Raw genomic sequence first — 16688 nt, forward strand, 5'->3', positions numbered from 1 at the left:
CCAGTTAATCAGCTGTCAGCTTAAAACAATACTCGAGCACGAATAGTGCCTTCAATTGATTTAAGTTCAACTAAGGCTTCTTCAGCTTGATCAGAATCGACTTCCATTACCACGTAGCCAATTTCAGCAGTGGTTTGTAAGTACTGAGCCGCAATGTTAATGCCTTTTTCAGAAAACGCTTGGTTGATTTTAATCAATACACCAGGTCTGTTTTGGTGAATATGCAATAAGCGTGAAGTACCGCGATGCTGTGCAAGAGACACTTCTGGGAAGTTAACCGCAGACAGCGTCGAGCCGTTATCTGAGTATTTAACTAACTTACCTGCCACTTCAATGCCAATGTTTTCCTGTGCTTCAGCAGTACTACCACCAATGTGTGGTGTCAGTAATACATTATCTAGGCCGCGTAATGGCGAAATAAACTCGTCATCATTTGACTTAGGTTCAACCGGGAATACATCAATTGCCGCGCCAGCAAGGTGTTCTGACTTCAATGCATCAGCAAGATCGTCAATGTCCACTACCGTGCCACGAGACGCGTTAATAAAGAAAGCACCTTGACGCATTTTGGTAAATTCGGCTTTAGCAAACATGTCTTTGGTTTGAGCCGTTTCTGGTACGTGCAAGCTGACCACATCGGCTTTTGCGAGAAGTTCGTCCATAGAATGCACTTGTGAGGCATTACCAAGGGGCAATTTATCTTCAATATCAAAGAAAATGACTTTCATGCCTAGGGTTTCGGCCAAAATACCTAACTGAGTTCCAATATGGCCATAACCGATCACACCTAGGGTTTTTCCACGTACTTCAACACTGCCATTGGCGCTTTTTAACCAGCCGCCACGGTGTGAAATGGCATTGCGCTGAGGAATGCCACGCATCAGCATGATAATTTCGCCAATCACTAATTCAGCAACGCTTCGTGTGTTGGAAAACGGCGCGTTGAAAACGGGAATACCCAATTTTTCAGCAGTCGATAAATCGACTTGGTTGGTGCCGATACAAAAACAGCCAATTGCCACTAGTTTTTCTGCATGGTGTAATACCTCTGCAGTGAGTTGAGTACGGGAGCGCAATCCAACAAAATGAGCATCTTTAATCGAGGCAAGTAAATCCTCTTCGCCTAGTGAGGCTTTGTGATATTCAATATTGGTGTAACCGGCACGTTCTAGTACATCAACCGCAGTTTGGTGGACGCCCTCCAACAGCAGGATTTTTATTTTATCCTTGTCAAGCGAGTGTTTCGCCATGATATGGGTACCCTCTCATCATTAAATGGTGCTTATGCTATGCATATACTATTAGTGTTAATGCATATACTTATAGTTGTGATATAAATGCGGACTTCCGACGCAATGCCAAAGTAGCACTTTTTTTGGAGCTTGTGGAGGGCTAGATGGCTAAAGTAATATTTTAATTTTAGAACAATATCGCAGATGAGGAATTTAGGATGAAAATGCGCGCACTATGGATAGCGATTTACCTGATGGTGTTGTTGTGGTCGGTTAGCGATCCCAAAGATATGTTCACCTGGTGGTTAGAAGCCTTACCTGCATTAATTGCCCTACCTATTTTATTTTTTAGTCGTAAAAACTTCCCACTGACTTCGTTAGCCTATGGCTTAATTTTGGTTCATTGTTGTGTATTATTTGTGGGTGCTCGTTATACCTATGCTGAAGTACCATTATTTGACTGGTTAGCGCAGGTGTTGGGCAGCGACCGCAATAACTACGATAAAGTAGGCCACTTTGCACAAGGTTTTATTCCAGTGATTTTGGCGCGAGAAATTTTTATTCGTAAGCAAGTCATGCAAGTTGGTGCCTGGTGCCAATTTTTAGCAGTCTGTTTTGTATTGGCATTTTCAGCCTTTTATGAATTGATTGAGTGGTGGGTTGCCGCGGCGACAGGTGAAAATGCCGAAGCCTTTTTGGGCACTCAAGGTTATGTGTGGGATACACAATCTGATATGTTTTTAGCCCTAATAGGAGGCATAGTGTCGTTGTTAGTGTTAACTCCGCTACACAATAAACAAATTCAGCATATTAGTTATTAGCGCGCATCATGATGACAGCATTAGTCGTTTGTAGTGTACAAAGGGGATTGTTGTCAGTCTAATGAACTATTAATACTTTTGGCTGACATAACATCCCAATGAACTAGCAAAAATTGACTATGATTAGTGGTACTAAGTCGCTATTTTGGTCATTGAGTAATACGTAATGGTATTACCCACCTGTTGTTGCGGTGTGCGATGGGGCCGCAGCGGTAGATGTTGGTTTAGTGTTTTTACTCTAAATTGTTAAATATAAACAGATTATTTATTTTCCTAAGCCTTAATGCTAGGGTCTGTTGATCTTTCAAGGTTGTTTTTGCAGCGAGTTGTTGGTCTTTTGTACAAGGCAGAGACGTTGAAGTGTAGTATTCTACATAAAAAGTCGATAACGCAGTAAAAATGACCAACAAACGCTGCCCACAGGGTTCGGCTAAAAACGTTTTACTCTTTGTTGAACGATGCTTTACAAATAAAGAGTTGCTTAGGTGACTAGGCTACAATCCATTCGCCGCGATTAAAACGTTTTTAACTCGAACAAAATTCAACCAGCAAAGATCAACAGACCCTAGTCATAGCGTTTCTTTTTTGTATAGAATGGCGCTTAGGATGCGCTCAAGTATTTGTGAGCAAAATTAGCTTTTCAGGGAGAAGAGTGATGAGTTCTAATATCGATGAGTTGGTGTTTCTACATCAAATCGCAGCACCATGTCATTTGGCTATTTTAGCTGAGTCAATCGGTTTAAAAACCCGTATTATTAAGCACGTGTCAGAACTTGAGCTTGATAAAAATGCGAATAACTTTTATCTCATTTCACAAAAGGGTGCCGCGTTAGACGCAAAAGGTATTCCGTTAATCGTGTCACGGCTAGTTAATCATGTCCCAGTTGCATTATACCAGGTTGAACGCGGCTCATTAGATCAAGAGTCTGCATTATTACTTGGCGTACGCGGTTTGTTGTATAGCGATCAGCGGATGGATTTAATGTTAACGGGCCTGAGAAAAATGGTGTCAGATGAGCTGTGGTATGACAGACCGCTTATCAGTAAAATTTTTAGACGCCTAGTTCAGCAACTTGACACCAATACTGAATTACCCGAAGAAACCGAGGCGATTGTACAGCGACTCACTAATCGTGAACGTACGATTATCCAACTGGTGTCCAGTGGCGCGCGCAATAAAGAAATTGCTCAGCGCTTATGTATCAGCGAACACACAGTAAAGGCGCACGTGTCTTCTATTTTTAGAAAGACAGAGTCGCGTAACCGAGTCGAGTTACTTCGATGGGCGCAAACCTACCAAAGCCACTGTGAATTAGTGAGTTAAATCAAGATGGGTATAACATTGAGGAGCTTCGGCTCCTTTTTTGTATTTTGTTTATGTTTTCATTGAACTTTTTTTGTGTCGGTGTCAGTGTACAATAAGCAAAATTAAACTAAAACAAGCAAACTGATCAGTAGACTTTTTGTAAGTCGACTGAATTGATAACAATAAAAATGGACTGTAATTATGAGTATTTGGTTTAGCAACGTCACACTTGAAGATTGCGCACGTTTAGATGCCGGCATGCAAGGCAAAGGTACTTTAATGCAAACCTTAGGCATTAAAATCACAGAAATAGGTGATGACTACATGGTAGCGACGATGCCAGCAAATCCGTCGGTACACAATCCGTTAGGGATTGTACATGGTGGCGCCAATGTGGCATTAGCTGAAACGGTTGCCAGTTATGCAGCAAACTTCGTGGTCGACTTTACCCGCTATTATTGTGTTGGCCAGGAGATTAACGCGAACCATTTAAAAGCCTCACGCAATGGCGAGCTGACCGCAACAGCTAAACCGGTACACCTAGGCAAACGCAGCTCAGTGTGGGAAATATTAATTCGCAATAGTGCTGGTGAGTTGTGTTGTATCTCACGTATGACCGCTGCGGTTGTCGAGCGATAAGCGCTAAACAATATGCACAAACCGACTGCAGATCAAAGTTTTAGTCTTTTAAGTTTTATACTATACCTATAAGGTGCTTTACTTGATTAGTCGTCGCGAATATAGGTTTGTTCACTCGCGTTAATTATTTCTCTATAAGGAGAATCCATGGACAGTATCAATATCTGGGAATGGGTCGGTTATCTGGCTTCAGTTGTGGTGGCTATTTCGCTGATGATGTCAGACATTAAAAAGTTACGCTGGTGGAATTTAATTGGTGCCGCCTTATTTGTTGCTTATGGTTTAGCGATAGACGCGATCCCTGTGGCTCTGGTTAACTTTTTCATTGTACTGATTGATGTATATTACCTTGTAAAGCTATACCGAGAGCCCGCCGCGCCGCAAGAATAACTCGCGACAGCCTGTTGATGTTATTAAGCCAAAATGTACATTTTGGCTTTTTTATTGTTAATACCATTGCGCATAACTAACCTGAGCTCGGGATAAGGGATGAACTTATACTATTTAAAATCAACATGTTATCCATTCTCACTTTCAAGCTTGTCATTTGTTCTGCTAACAAGGCGAATTGACGCGTCAATAGCTAGCCTATTGTAAGTCGATTCAACGCAGTGAGCAGGGCAAAGGACTGTTTGAAAGGCATTTATTATCCCGAGCTCAGGTTAACTAACCTCAACTCTGGATAAGAGATGTATTGATAACGATATAAATCAATAGATTGACTAAAATCCACTGTCAAGCTTGTGACTTGTTTTGCTAACAAGGCGAATTAACGCGTCAATAGCTAGCCTATTGCAAGTTAATTTAACGCAGTGAGGAAGGCAAAGGACTGCTTGAAAGGCGTTTATTATCCCGAACTCAGGTTAACTACACTTCAAAGTCTCTGCTTTGTACAAAAGACCAACAATCCGCTGTAAAAATAACCTTGAAAGATCAACAGACCCTAGGTATGAACACTTAGCAAAGCGCTTAGCAAGTAGCTTTAATCTGTTAAACACCCCCCCTTGTTTTAATCTGTTTTATGAATTCAAATTTTTAAACCTAATCTCTTTTGTCGATTTTGGTCATCTGTTTTAATCGCTTTAATTAGTTAGGTTGCGCCTTTATTATCTGTTTATCGAATGATGAGTCGAGTGAGGGAAATCATCATGGCAACAATTTACGACTTAATTGAGCAGTGGTTAACAGACCAGGCATAGGAGCAATACATGAATCAAAATAACTATTTAACTAGCCAAAATGGTGCGCCAGTGGCAGATGATCAAAATTCATTGTCAGCTGGTGAGCGCGGGCCACTACTTTTACAAGATTGGCATTTAATCGAAAAGCTTGCCCATTTTAACCGCGAGCGTATTCCTGAGCGTGTTGTGCATGCAAAAGGTACGGGTGTTTATGGTACATTTACGTTAACCAAAGATTTAAGCGAATACACCATAGCTGATCATTTTAATGGTGTGGGTAAGCAAACTGAAACATTTGTGCGTTTTTCGACCGTGGGCGGCGAAATGGGCTCTGCTGATGCTGAACGTGATCCTCGTGGATTTGGTCTTCGTTTTTATACCGCTCGTGGTAACCACGATATTGTCGGTAATAACACGCCAACGTTTTTTCTTCGTGATGGTATTAAGTTCCCAGACTTTATCCACACTCAAAAACGTCACCCACAAACCAACTTAAAAGATCCACAAGCCATGTGGGATTTTTGGGCTCTTAACCCTGAATCATTGCACCAAGTGACTATTTTGATGTCAGACCGTGGTATTCCGGCTAACTATCGCCAAATGCACGGCTACGGCTCGCACACATTCTCATTTTGGAATGCTAAAGGAGAGCGTTTTTGGGTTAAGTTTCACTTTAAATCACAACAAGGTGTGGTGAATTTAACCGGCGAACAAGCCGATATCTTAAAGGGTATTGATCCTGACTCGTCACAGCGTGACATGATGGTGGCCATAAATGATGCAAATTTCCCGCGTTGGACTGTCAACGTGCAAATTATGCCGGAGGCTGAAGCAAATACGTATGCCATCAATCCATTTGATTTGACCAAAGTGTGGCCGCACAGCGATTATCCGCTTATTGAAGTGGGTGTACTTGAGCTAAATAGATTACCGCAAAACTACTTTGCTGAGGTGGAGCAGGTGGCGTTAGCGCCAAGTAACTTAGTACCCGGTGTTGGTGCATCGCCAGACAAAATGCTTCAAGCACGTTTGTTTTCTTATGCTGATGCACAGCGGTATCGTATTGGTACTAATTACAATCAGTTACCGGTTAACTGCCCACACGCAGCTAAAGCCAATCATCATCAACGTGCTGGAGCCATGGCGGGAACACACTGCCCATACCAAGGCAGTCAAACCGGTGGTGATGCGAGTGTGAATTATGGCCCTAATACTCAGGCTCCATTAACTGAAAATGTTGATTTTGCAGAGCCACCATTGCGTTTAGACGGTGAAGCAGCACGTTATAGCCGTTATAACCAGGATGATTTTACCCAAGCAGGTAACTTGTACCGTATATTCAGTGAAGAAGAGAAAGTACGATTAGTTGACACGATTGCAAGCACGCTAAGACAAACTACCTTGCCGGTTCAGCAAACAATGGTTGATCATTTTACTAAAGCCGATGCCGATTATGGCTTACGAGTGAAACAAGCATTAGCAAAGTAATGCCAATAGATAACTAATACAAAACAGGAAGGCTTGCCTTCCTGTTTTTTGTTTGGCCGTGATTTACGCTTGCACTGTGAGGGCCAAACTGACTAATGCGAGCTGTAATTGGCCGTATTGAGGGTGACGCCATAGCTGTGCGAGCTGTTCTGCAGACGTTAAATCCTGTTGCTTGTTATGCTGCTCAACTTGTGTTTTCACTAGATTTTTTATCACATGAAACAGATCTGCGATTGATTTGTCTGGCGTTACTTGCCAAGTAGCAGATCCTAACAGTTCAATACACTCAATCAATTGTGACCATAATGGATGATGCCCAAAGCCTTGTATAGCACATAGGCGCTGTTCAATTAATTGCCAACGCTCGAGTAAGTCTGCCATGGTTTTTTGTGCTGAGTGCGCATTGGGCTCAGAGGGAGGCAATTCAAAAGGGTCTAATGGTGTCGTTGCTACTGCTGTTGATTTTCCAGCAAGTTGGTAGCCTCGTTGGGCTTTACTGGCTTTGCCTAATCTTAATGGTACAGTTTTAGCTACCGCTATTGCTAACGATAAGAGTGCAGCAGGCGAACCTGATAGTAATTCAAATTCAAGTTCACAAATGGCTTCGCTCAAACTACCGGCAACAATCTTTCCTTGATCTAAGGCTATTTCGACAAGCGCATTTTGATGTTGAATATGCCAGGTCTGCCGTTGAAAATTGGTTTCAAAAATACATTCAAGAGAAGCGCTAAGCGCATCGATGGGTTGTGCTGCAGGCCAAATTTCGGCTGGAAACAATGACAGATCCGGTATTTTTTGAGCAATAGAGACATTATATTCAGGACGTGAATGGATGCCGCCAACGACACTGCCTGCTGTTTTTATCGTCTGTTCGAGTTGTTCGTTAAAGCCTCTGACTCGTAATCCCATATCCCAGCGACGCAATTGTAAGTCGTGCGTATCAAAATATCCGTTAGAGAGGTTTAAGGTTTTTTGTGGTACTGCATTAGGGAGTTCATTAAGCGTTTTAATCAATAAATCATGGTCTTGAGGCTGAAAGAATAGTTTTAACTCGATTTCTGCATTCATTTATTTTTACTCTAATTGTCATCAAATGTTCATTAATGCGTCATAATAGGTTCACAATGTCATATTGTTGTAATAAAAATATCTTAGGATGGCGTTGCTTGCATCATATATAATGCGCAACGATAACTGAGAACCTGTGTGTTACAAAATTAAAAAACACAGTTTCATTATGCGGACGCTTAGGTTAACATGCGCCCGCTTTTTCCAAACTGGAATTCATTAAATAGGTAAACGGCAATGCCAGTAAACTCTATTTTAGGTGTGTTTGCAAAATCACCTCTTAAGCCTTTAGAACTGCATATAGACAAAGTCAATGAGTGTGCATCACTTCTTGTTCCTTTCTTTGACGCAACCATTTCAGGTGACTGGGATGAAGCGGTAAAGATCCGCAAACAAATTAGTTTGTTGGAAAAAGATGCTGATTCACTAAAGCGTGAAATCCGCCTAACCTTACCCGGTGGATTGTTTATGCCAGTTGAGCGAACTGACCTGCTTGAGTTATTAACTCAGCAAGACAAGATTGCCAATACGGCAAAAGATATTTCTGGTCGTGTTATCGGCCGTCAATTAGTCCTTCCTCAGCCTGTCCAAGCTGCTTTCGGTGCCTATCTTAAACGTTGTTTAGATGCCGTGTCTTTAGCTAAGCAAGCTATTAACGAGCTCGACGATTTACTCGAAACCGGTTTCCGTGGTCGTGAAGTTGAGTTGGTTGCCAAAATGATCAATGAACTCGATATTATCGAAGAAGATTCTGATGATTTACAAATTCAAGTGCGTCGTCAGTTGTACGCATTAGAAGATGGTTTGAATCCTATCGATGTGATGTTCATGTATAAAATTATCGAATGGGTTGGAGGTTTAGCAGATCTTGCTGAGCGTGTCGGTTCCCGCCTAGAGCTAATGTTAGCTCGTAATTAATCACAAGGTTATCAAGGAAACAACATGGTTGATGTATTAGTCACCAATGGCCCAATGCTTATTATGCTTGCGGCGGTATTTGGATTTTTGATGGCGTGGGGTATTGGCGCAAACGATGTAGCCAATGCCATGGGAACCTCAGTAGGTTCTAATGCCATTACTATTAAACAAGCGATTATTATCGCAATGATTTTTGAGTTCGCCGGTGCTTTTTTAGCGGGCGGAGAAGTGACCAGTACTATCCGTAAAGGTATTATTGACGCAAGTTTCTTTACTGAAACACCTGAGTTATTAGTATACGGTATGATCGGTTCATTACTTGCTGCAGGTATCTGGCTGGTTGTTGCGTCAGCACTTGGTTGGCCGGTATCAACAACGCACTCAATCATTGGTGCAATTGTTGGTTTTGCTGCAGTGGGTGTCAACATTGATTCAGTTGCTTGGAGCGCGGTTGGCGGCATCGTGGGTTCTTGGGTTGTGACTCCAGCGATTTCTGGTTTTATTGCCTATATTATTTTCCAAAGTGTACAGAAACTGATTTTTGATACTGAGGATCCGCTAACCAATGCGAAGCGTTATGTGCCTTTTTATATGGCCTTAGCAGGCTTTGTGATGTCACTTGTGACCATTACCAAAGGCTTAAAACACGTTGGTTTGCACTTCTCAACCACAGAAGCTTATTTGCTAGCAATAGCGGTTGCAGTTGCAGTGGGTCTGTTTGGTAAAGTTGCAATTAGCCGTTTAAAAATGAGCGACAAAGCTGATTTAAAAACTCAATTTGGTAACGTTGAAAAAGTATTTGCGATATTAATGGTCGTGACCGCCTGTTGTATGGCATTTGCCCACGGTTCAAACGATGTTGCAAATGCGATTGGCCCATTGGCTGCTGTTGTTTCTATTGTTGAAAGTGGCGGTGTTATTGGTTCTAAAGCGGTATTAAACTGGTGGATATTACCTCTTGGTGCAACGGGTATTGTGTTAGGTTTGGCTATTTTTGGTCAACGAGTAATGCAAACTATTGGTAAGAACATCACTCACCTAACCCCTAGCCGTGGTTTTGCGGCTGAACTTGCAGCAGCGTCAACTGTTGTGTTGGCATCAGGTACTGGTTTACCTATTTCAACTACGCAAACACTGGTTGGTGCGGTATTAGGTGTGGGCATGGCTCGTGGTATTGCAGCCATTAATATTGGTGTAGTGCGTAACATTGTTGTGTCTTGGGTTGTGACCTTACCAGCAGGTGCTGCACTATCAATTGTGTTCTTCTACATTATCAAAGCTATTTTTAGCTAATTTAATGTAAAGCTGCACACATTTGTAAAAATATGAATGGTTAAATGCGTTTAAGAAGGAAGTCATATGACTTCCTTCTTGCATTCAGGGCATTTAATAAATAGCATGACACCAAGTTTACAGTGTTGGGATAATTAACGTGTTAAGACTGCTTTCAATCTTTATTTTAGTGCTTGCGCCAAGTGGTGTTTTTGCTGCGCCAGCAGAACCAGATTATATATCTGATGATGTATTTACTTATTTACATGGCGGACCAGGCAAAGAATTTCGAATTATTGGCAGTGTGGAAGCAGGCCAACCCGTGACAAAACTCGATAACACTGAAGGTGACTATACCCAAATTATCGATCATAAGGGTCGTGAAGGTTGGGTATTAGCCAGTTTAGTCACTGACAAGCCTAGTTTTCGCGTTCGTTTTCCTGATATGGAGGCGCAGTTAAGACAGGCTAATGAACAGTTAAATAAAGAATCATTTAGTACAGATAATACCGCTGAGTATTTGAAACTGGCTAATGAGAAAGTCGCAGAACTCACCAGTTCTTTAGCGCTTGCCATTAAGCAGCGTGATGAAGCTCAATTAAAAATTGCTCAAGTTGCAGAAGATCAACGCTATGAGTTATGGCAACAAGGTGGATTAATTGCTGGGTTAGGGGCGCTTATCGGTATTATTTTAGTGTACTTGCCCCGTCCACAGCGTCGTAAGCGCAATCGTTGGATGTAAATCTACAAGCGGTTATTCATCCAGTTAAAAAAGCCAACGATTAAAACGTTGGCTTTTTGTTTAATGCATGCAGATTAACAATCTATGCAATAATGCGGCTTATAACCCATCTGTTATTTATTCTTTAAAATCATTGCCTTAAAAGTTATTTTTTGTTGGTAACAACTTTTAACAATAACTATCTTTATATTTTTCAATAATCTAAATCAAACAGCGTCAATCGTGCTTATATCTATTGTGTCCAAGTTCACATTTTGGAGGTATAATCGCCGAAAAATCAGATCGTACATTGTATACAAAATAAAATATTCGTAAATACAGTGTCCATTTAACCACCCAATAACCATCTTTAACCTGACCCGATGGAAGCGAATACTATGTTCAAAGCGAGTGAAGTACTGGACGGCCGCTACGACAATGCCACCCTTGATGAACTGTTTATGGCAGTAACACATAATTACATTGTCGACGAAGAGCAATACCTGTCTGAATTAATTAAGCTTGTGCCATCGTCTGAACAAGACATTGAGCAGGTCACGCGTAGAGCCCATGAGCTTGTGACTAAGGTTCGTCAATTTGAGAAAAAAGGCCTGATGGTCGGTATTGATGCCTTTTTACAGCAATACAGCTTAGAAACCCAAGAAGGCATTATTTTAATGTGCTTGGCAGAAGCGTTATTGCGTATTCCTGACGCGGCAACAGCAGATGCGTTAATTGAAGATAAATTGTCGGGTGCAAAGTGGGATGAGCACTTAAATAAAAGTGGCTCATTATTGGTTAATGCATCGACTTGGGGCTTAATGTTAACAGGGAGAATTATTAAACTCGACCGTAACATTGATGGCTCACCGAGTAATCTGCTCAAGCGCCTGGTTAACCGTATTGGTGAGCCAATGATCCGCCAAGCTATGTTGGCGGCGATGAAAATCATGGGTAAGCAGTTTGTCTTGGGCCAAGACGTTTCTGAAGCGCTAAAAAATAGCGAAGCTAAACGCAAATTAGGGTATACCCACAGTTATGATATGTTGGGTGAAGCAGCACTTACCGCCAGTGATGCACAAAAATATTTTAACGACTACAGCAATGCTATACGTGACCTAGGCGCGCAGCAATACGACACATCTGATTCGCCAAGGCCTACTATCTCCATTAAATTATCTGCATTGCATCCTCGTTATGAAGTGGCCAACGAAGACCGTGTATTAACTGAATTATACGACACCGTTATTAGCCTCATAGTCCAGGCCCGCGAGCTAAACATCGGCATTTCTATTGACGCTGAAGAAGTGGATCGCCTTGAGTTATCGCTGAAATTATTTAAAAAGTTATATCAGTCTGATGCCGCAAAAGGCTGGGGATTATTAGGCATAGTGGTACAGGCATATTCTAAGCGTTGTTTACCGGTATTGTGCTGGTTAACTCGCTTGGCGAAAGATCAAGGTGATGAAATCCCACTGCGCCTTGTAAAAGGGGCGTATTGGGATAGTGAGCTTAAATGGGCGCAACAAGCTGGTGAAGCGGGTTATCCACTTTACACTCGTAAAGCCGGCACAGATGTGTCTTATCTTGCTTGTGCACGCTATTTATTGTCAGATGCCACTCGTGGAGCCATATACCCACAGTTTGCCACTCATAATGCGCAAACCGTTGCCAGCATTGATGCAATGGCAGGCGATCGTATATACGAATTTCAACGTTTACACGGTATGGGTCAAGAGCTTTACGACACTATGCTGGCTGAAAGCGGTGCAAAAACAGTACGCATTTATGCGCCAATAGGTGCCCATAAAGATTTACTGCCGTACCTGGTTCGTCGTTTGCTCGAAAACGGTGCCAATACGTCTTTTGTGCATAAGCTCGTTGACCCAAATACACCTATCGAAAGCCTAGTGGTGCACCCTTTGGTGACCTTATTAGGTTACAAGTCATTAGCCAATCAACACATCGTCAAGCCTGCTGATATTTTTGGTGCAGAACGTAAAAATTCTAAAGGATTAAACATGAACATTATTTCTGAATCAGAGCCATTTTTTGCTGCATTGGACACTTATAGCAATACCCAATGGACAGCGGGCCCACTTGTAAATGGCAAAACCTTAACCGGTGAGATGCACACAGTTGTTAGCCCGTTTGATACTCGATTAACTGTCGGTAGTGTCGCTTTTGCAGATGCGAATGCAATTGAACAAGCCATTGCCAGTGCCGATGCTGCATTTGCCGGTTGGGCTCGCACCCCAGTTGAAACTCGTGCTAATGCGCTGCAAAAACTGGCGGATCTGCTAGAAGAAAATCGTGAAGAATTGATTGCACTTTGTACCCGCGAAGCTGGTAAGAGCATTCAAGACGGTATTGATGAAGTCCGCGAAGCCGTTGATTTTTGCCGTTACTACGCAGTGCAAGCCAAGAAAATGATGGCTAAACCAGAATTGCTTCCGGGCCCTACAGGTGAGTTGAACGAGTTATTTTTGCAAGGCCGTGGCATTTTTGTGTGCATTAGCCCGTGGAATTTCCCATTAGCAATTTTCTTGGGTCAAGTATCTGCCGCCCTTGCTGCAGGTAACACAGTAGTTGCTAAGCCTGCTGAGCAAACCTGTTTAGTGGGTTATCGTGCGGTACAGCTTGCCCATCAAGCGGGTATTCCGGTTGATGTTTTGCAATTTTTACCAGGCACGGGGGCGGTTGTCGGTTCTGCAATCACCGCCGATGAGCGTATTGGTGGTGTGTGTTTTACAGGTTCGACAACTACTGCAAAATTGATTAACCGCACTTTAGCAAACCGTGATGGTGCGATTATTCCACTGATTGCTGAAACCGGTGGCCAAAATGCCATGGTGGTTGATTCAACATCACAGCCTGAGCAAGTGGTCAATGATGTAGTTTCTTCCTCATTTACTAGTGCTGGTCAACGTTGTTCTGCACTGCGAGTGTTATTTTTACAAGAAGACATTGCCGATCGCGTGATTGAAGTCATGAAAGGTGCCATGGAGCAGTTAGTCATTGGTAACCCAAGCTTGGTTAAAACCGATGTTGGCCCTGTGATAGATGCCAACGCCAAAGCAAATTTGAATGCGCATATCGATCATATAAGTCAGGTGGGTAAATTAATTAATAAACTTGAGTTGCCTGCTGGTACTGAACATGGTCACTTTGTTGCGCCAACCGCAGTTGAGATTGACTCAATTAAGTTACTTGAAAAAGAGCATTTTGGGCCTATTCTGCACGTTATTCGATACCAAGCTGCCGATTTAGCTAAAGTAATCGATGAAATTAACAGCACAGGCTTTGGTTTAACTTTGGGTATTCATAGCCGCAATGAAGGGCACGCTTTGTCGCTTGCAGATAAAGTGAATGTAGGTAACGTCTACATTAACCGTAACCAAATTGGCGCCGTGGTTGGTGTACAACCATTTGGTGGCCAGGGGCTGTCGGGCACAGGCCCTAAAGCGGGTGGCCCACACTATTTAACTCGTTTTGTGACTGAAAAAACACGCACAAATAACATTACCGCTATTGGTGGAAACGCCACCTTGTTGTCTTTGGGTGATGCAGACGAGTAGATTGATTGGTCATTTGGTTGAGCCCACTCATGGTAGTGGGCTTTTTTAGGTCAGTGCTTTGCTCGGGGTCTGTGGCACCACACTATTTTAACAATGACTGATATCCCCAAAGAAGGGGGCTTGAGCCATAGAAACTGCACAATAGTTGATTTGAGTTTGACTGCATCGCGCGCTCAACGTCAGTATTGCCTGATCTGTAACGAATGACATTTGCTCTATCTTAATACCATTGCGCATTAATAAGTGGCTACTCAGAATGCGTCCAGCGGTTTTTGATTAAGGCGTCGCTATGCAGTAATGGTTGTTCCCTTTCAAATAGCGAGAACGTAAAGCAAAAGCGGCTGGGGTATTCCTTTCTGGCGAGTGTTAAAAGGGCTTATACTGCGTTGCATGACTTCGAAAGAGAGTCACTATTCATTCAGTCATTCGCCTTGTTTAAGCCCTTTTAAATTCTCGCAAAGAGATCACTTGCTAACGCGCAATGGTATAACATCGTTTTATTGTGGCCACTCTGGCTGATTTTGTTCGATGCCTTTATCTTATTAAAGGTGCTGAACACTTGTCTGATCAGCAAATCAGCATTAGGTTAGTGTTATCTTAACTCAAGCTTAAGTTGCTGAGCTTTTTGCAAAACCACCTTGATAGATTAATAGGCCCGAGTTATTCAGCGTGCATGCAATGTAACTTAAGCTGCATATAAAACGATAAATTTTTGAATGTTATGTAAAATATTTGTAGCAGTTAGTGAGTTTTAGCATTAATTTTATTACGGAAGCAAAGAAGTCTAGACGTCTAGATTGACTTGGTTATGAAGTTCTCTTATTCTTGCACGACTTGTTAAGATGTGACTGCAATGTTTAGCTTACTTTAATTAGTGCTAAATAATCTATGATGACCGAGATTGTGTCGTACTCGCTTTTCTCATCCGACAACCCATAATCGTTAAGACAAAGAGAGACTACTTTGACCAAAGCAACTCCATCAACTAGCAAAGCAACCACTGGCCCAGCTTCGTTTGTCGCGCTATTACCTTTATTTGTGTTTTTAGGTTTATTCATTGGCGCTGGCTTGTATTTTCAAAGCCAAGGTGTTGATTACGCCTTTTATCAATTACCGAGTGTTATCGCCATTCTACCCGCGATAGTATTGGCGGTAATCCTGTCTAAACAGCATATTAATCAGGCCATTGAAACCTTCATTGAGGGGATTGGTCACAGCAATATTATTGCCATGTGTTTAATTTATTTGCTTGCAGGAGCCTTTGCTGCGGTGGCAAAAGCCACTGGTGGCGTTGATGCCACTGTCGCTTTAGGATTATCTTTTATCCCCTCTAATTTATTACTGCCAGGCTTTTTTGTGATTGCGGCATTTATTGCGACCTCAATGGGAACCTCTATGGGGACGATTGCAGCGGTGGCTCCGGTTGCATTAGGCGTTGCAGATCAAGCTCAAATTGACTACGCACTAATGGCGGGTGCGGTAATGTCGGGTGCATTATTTGGTGATAATTTATCGATTATTTCTGATACCACGATTGCGGCAACTCGAACGCAAGGCTGCGACATGAAAGATAAATTTCGTGAGAACTTAGTGTTTTCTATTCCTGCGTCAATCATCACCTTGGTGTTATTTTCTCTTGCAGGTCAGGGCCAGGCAGATATTGCTGCGCAAGACATCGACGTGTTAAAAGTTATCCCGTACCTAACCATTTTAGTGCTTGCTGTCGTGGGGCTTAATGTTTTTGTTGTGTTGTCATTAGGTATTGTACTGGCCGGTGCCACAGGGGTGTTTACCTCGGAATATACTGTTATCCAAATGGGTAATGATATTTATACTGGCTTTACGAATATGCAGGAGATTTTTATTCTGTCGATGTTAGTCGGCGGATTAGCAGCGTTGATGCAACAACAAGGCGGGTTAACTTTTGTCAGTCAGTTAATTGAAAAGTTAATTAGCCGCTTTTCAAAAGCCAATGGCGATGCATCAACTCGCGCTGCTGAATTAGGCATGGCGGCTATTGTTGCTGCAACCAATACTTGTGTGGCCAACAATACGGTATCGATTGTTGTAACCGGTGATATTGCCAAAGAATTAGCCGAAAAGCATGGCGTTACACCTAAGCGTGCAGCAAGTGTTCTCGATATTTTTGCCTGTATTATTCAGGGGCTTATCCCACATGGTGCACAGGCATTACTTATAGCATCTGTGTTTACTATTAGCCCACTAACAGCGGTTTCTAACGCCTGGTATTGCATGGTGTTAGCACTTACTGCTGTGGCTATTGTTGTGATGCGCAAACGTACCTAAGCTCAATTGAAGTGATAGTACTAAGCAGCACAAAAATGTGAGCATGCTGATTAACCTCAACTCTGGATAAGAGATGTATTGATAACGATATAAATCAATAGATTGACTAAAATCCACTGTCAAGCTTGTGATTTGTTTTGCTAACAAGGCGAATTAA

At 42.3% G+C, this 16688-nt stretch carries 12 protein-coding genes and 1 pseudogene; 10 read left to right on the forward strand and 3 right to left on the reverse strand.

Annotation, left to right across the window (positions count from 1 at the left end; translation table 11 throughout):
- Positions 1-20 precede the first annotated feature (20 nt).
- On the reverse strand, positions 21-1250 hold the full coding sequence (serA, locus tag L2703_RS07640; RefSeq protein ID WP_248970518.1) for a phosphoglycerate dehydrogenase: 1230 nt from the start codon (positions 1248-1250) through the stop codon (positions 21-23).
- Positions 1251-1450: 200 nt separating this feature from the next.
- On the opposite strand from serA, the gene L2703_RS07645 reads away from it, so the two are divergent.
- Positions 1451-2053: a DUF2238 domain-containing protein gene (locus tag L2703_RS07645; protein WP_248970519.1), complete on the forward strand. Its 603-nt coding sequence runs from the start codon at positions 1451-1453 to the stop codon at positions 2051-2053.
- 273 nt (positions 2054-2326) lie between these two features.
- On the opposite strand, the pseudogene L2703_RS07650 reads toward L2703_RS07645, so the two are convergent.
- Positions 2327-2517, reverse strand: a pseudogene (locus tag L2703_RS07650) (hypothetical protein); the annotation flags it as partial.
- A gap of 191 nt (positions 2518-2708) precedes the next feature.
- Between L2703_RS07650 and L2703_RS07655 the strand changes: the two are divergent.
- The 4 genes from L2703_RS07655 to katB all read left to right on the forward strand — a co-directional run bounded on the left by L2703_RS07655 (position 2709) and on the right by katB (position 6667).
- Complete coding sequence (locus L2703_RS07655) at positions 2709-3377, forward strand: helix-turn-helix transcriptional regulator (RefSeq protein ID WP_248970520.1); 669 nt, start codon at positions 2709-2711, stop codon at positions 3375-3377.
- Between the two features lie 183 nt (positions 3378-3560).
- Entirely contained in the window at positions 3561-3998 is a 438-nt protein-coding gene (locus tag L2703_RS07660) for a PaaI family thioesterase (RefSeq protein ID WP_188957193.1), read from the forward strand.
- Positions 3999-4145: 147 nt separating this feature from the next.
- Positions 4146-4388: a YgjV family protein gene (locus L2703_RS07665; RefSeq protein WP_248970521.1), complete on the forward strand. Its 243-nt coding sequence runs from the start codon at positions 4146-4148 to the stop codon at positions 4386-4388.
- An 818-nt stretch (positions 4389-5206) separates the two neighbouring features.
- Positions 5207-6667, forward strand: a complete 1461-nt coding sequence (gene katB, locus L2703_RS07670) for a catalase KatB (protein WP_248970522.1) — start codon at positions 5207-5209, stop codon at positions 6665-6667.
- Between the two features lie 63 nt (positions 6668-6730).
- Here the strand turns inward: katB and L2703_RS07675 are convergent, their stop codons facing one another.
- The gene (locus L2703_RS07675; RefSeq protein WP_248970523.1) at positions 6731-7735 is read right to left on the reverse strand and encodes a CYTH domain-containing protein; all 1005 of its coding nucleotides are present in this window, start codon (positions 7733-7735) and stop codon (positions 6731-6733) included.
- Between the two features lie 237 nt (positions 7736-7972).
- On the opposite strand from L2703_RS07675, the gene L2703_RS07680 reads away from it, so the two are divergent.
- The 5 genes from L2703_RS07680 to L2703_RS07700 all read left to right on the forward strand — a co-directional run bounded on the left by L2703_RS07680 (position 7973) and on the right by L2703_RS07700 (position 16531).
- Positions 7973-8653: a TIGR00153 family protein gene (locus L2703_RS07680; RefSeq protein ID WP_248970524.1), complete on the forward strand. Its 681-nt coding sequence runs from the start codon at positions 7973-7975 to the stop codon at positions 8651-8653.
- 24 nt (positions 8654-8677) lie between these two features.
- Positions 8678-9946 carry an inorganic phosphate transporter gene (locus L2703_RS07685; RefSeq protein WP_248970525.1) on the forward strand — a complete coding sequence of 423 codons (1269 nt, stop codon included), beginning with the start codon at positions 8678-8680 and terminating at the stop codon, positions 9944-9946.
- A 139-nt stretch (positions 9947-10085) separates the two neighbouring features.
- Entirely contained in the window at positions 10086-10667 is a 582-nt protein-coding gene (locus L2703_RS07690; RefSeq protein WP_248970526.1) for a TIGR04211 family SH3 domain-containing protein, read from the forward strand.
- Between the two features lie 362 nt (positions 10668-11029).
- The gene (gene putA / locus L2703_RS07695; protein ID WP_248970527.1) at positions 11030-14224 is read left to right on the forward strand and encodes a bifunctional proline dehydrogenase/L-glutamate gamma-semialdehyde dehydrogenase PutA; all 3195 of its coding nucleotides are present in this window, start codon (positions 11030-11032) and stop codon (positions 14222-14224) included.
- A 963-nt stretch (positions 14225-15187) separates the two neighbouring features.
- Positions 15188-16531, forward strand: coding sequence for a Na+/H+ antiporter NhaC family protein (locus tag L2703_RS07700; RefSeq protein WP_248970528.1), 1344 nt, complete (start codon positions 15188-15190; stop codon positions 16529-16531).
- The last annotated feature ends 157 nt before the right edge of the window (positions 16532-16688 follow it).

Origin of the sequence: Shewanella basaltis, from assembly GCF_023283885.1 — a bacterium.
Taxonomy (GTDB): domain Bacteria; phylum Pseudomonadota; class Gammaproteobacteria; order Enterobacterales; family Shewanellaceae; genus Shewanella; species Shewanella basaltis.

Coding starts and splice junctions, on each gene's coding strand:
- katB (WP_248970522.1), top strand. CDS start 5,207: ATGAATCAAAATAACTATTTAACTAGCCAAAATGGTGCGCCAGTGGCA.
- L2703_RS07680 (WP_248970524.1), top strand. CDS start 7,973: ATGCCAGTAAACTCTATTTTAGGTGTGTTTGCAAAATCACCTCTTAAG.
- L2703_RS07655 (WP_248970520.1), top strand. CDS start 2,709: ATGAGTTCTAATATCGATGAGTTGGTGTTTCTACATCAAATCGCAGCA.
- L2703_RS07685 (WP_248970525.1), top strand. CDS start 8,678: ATGGTTGATGTATTAGTCACCAATGGCCCAATGCTTATTATGCTTGCG.
- L2703_RS07665 (WP_248970521.1), top strand. CDS start 4,146: ATGGACAGTATCAATATCTGGGAATGGGTCGGTTATCTGGCTTCAGTT.
- serA (WP_248970518.1), bottom strand. CDS start 1,250: ATGGCGAAACACTCGCTTGACAAGGATAAAATAAAAATCCTGCTGTTG.
- L2703_RS07675 (WP_248970523.1), bottom strand. CDS start 7,735: ATGAATGCAGAAATCGAGTTAAAACTATTCTTTCAGCCTCAAGACCAT.
- putA (WP_248970527.1), top strand. CDS start 11,030: ATGGAAGCGAATACTATGTTCAAAGCGAGTGAAGTACTGGACGGCCGC.
- L2703_RS07645 (WP_248970519.1), top strand. CDS start 1,451: ATGAAAATGCGCGCACTATGGATAGCGATTTACCTGATGGTGTTGTTG.
- L2703_RS07660 (WP_188957193.1), top strand. CDS start 3,561: ATGAGTATTTGGTTTAGCAACGTCACACTTGAAGATTGCGCACGTTTA.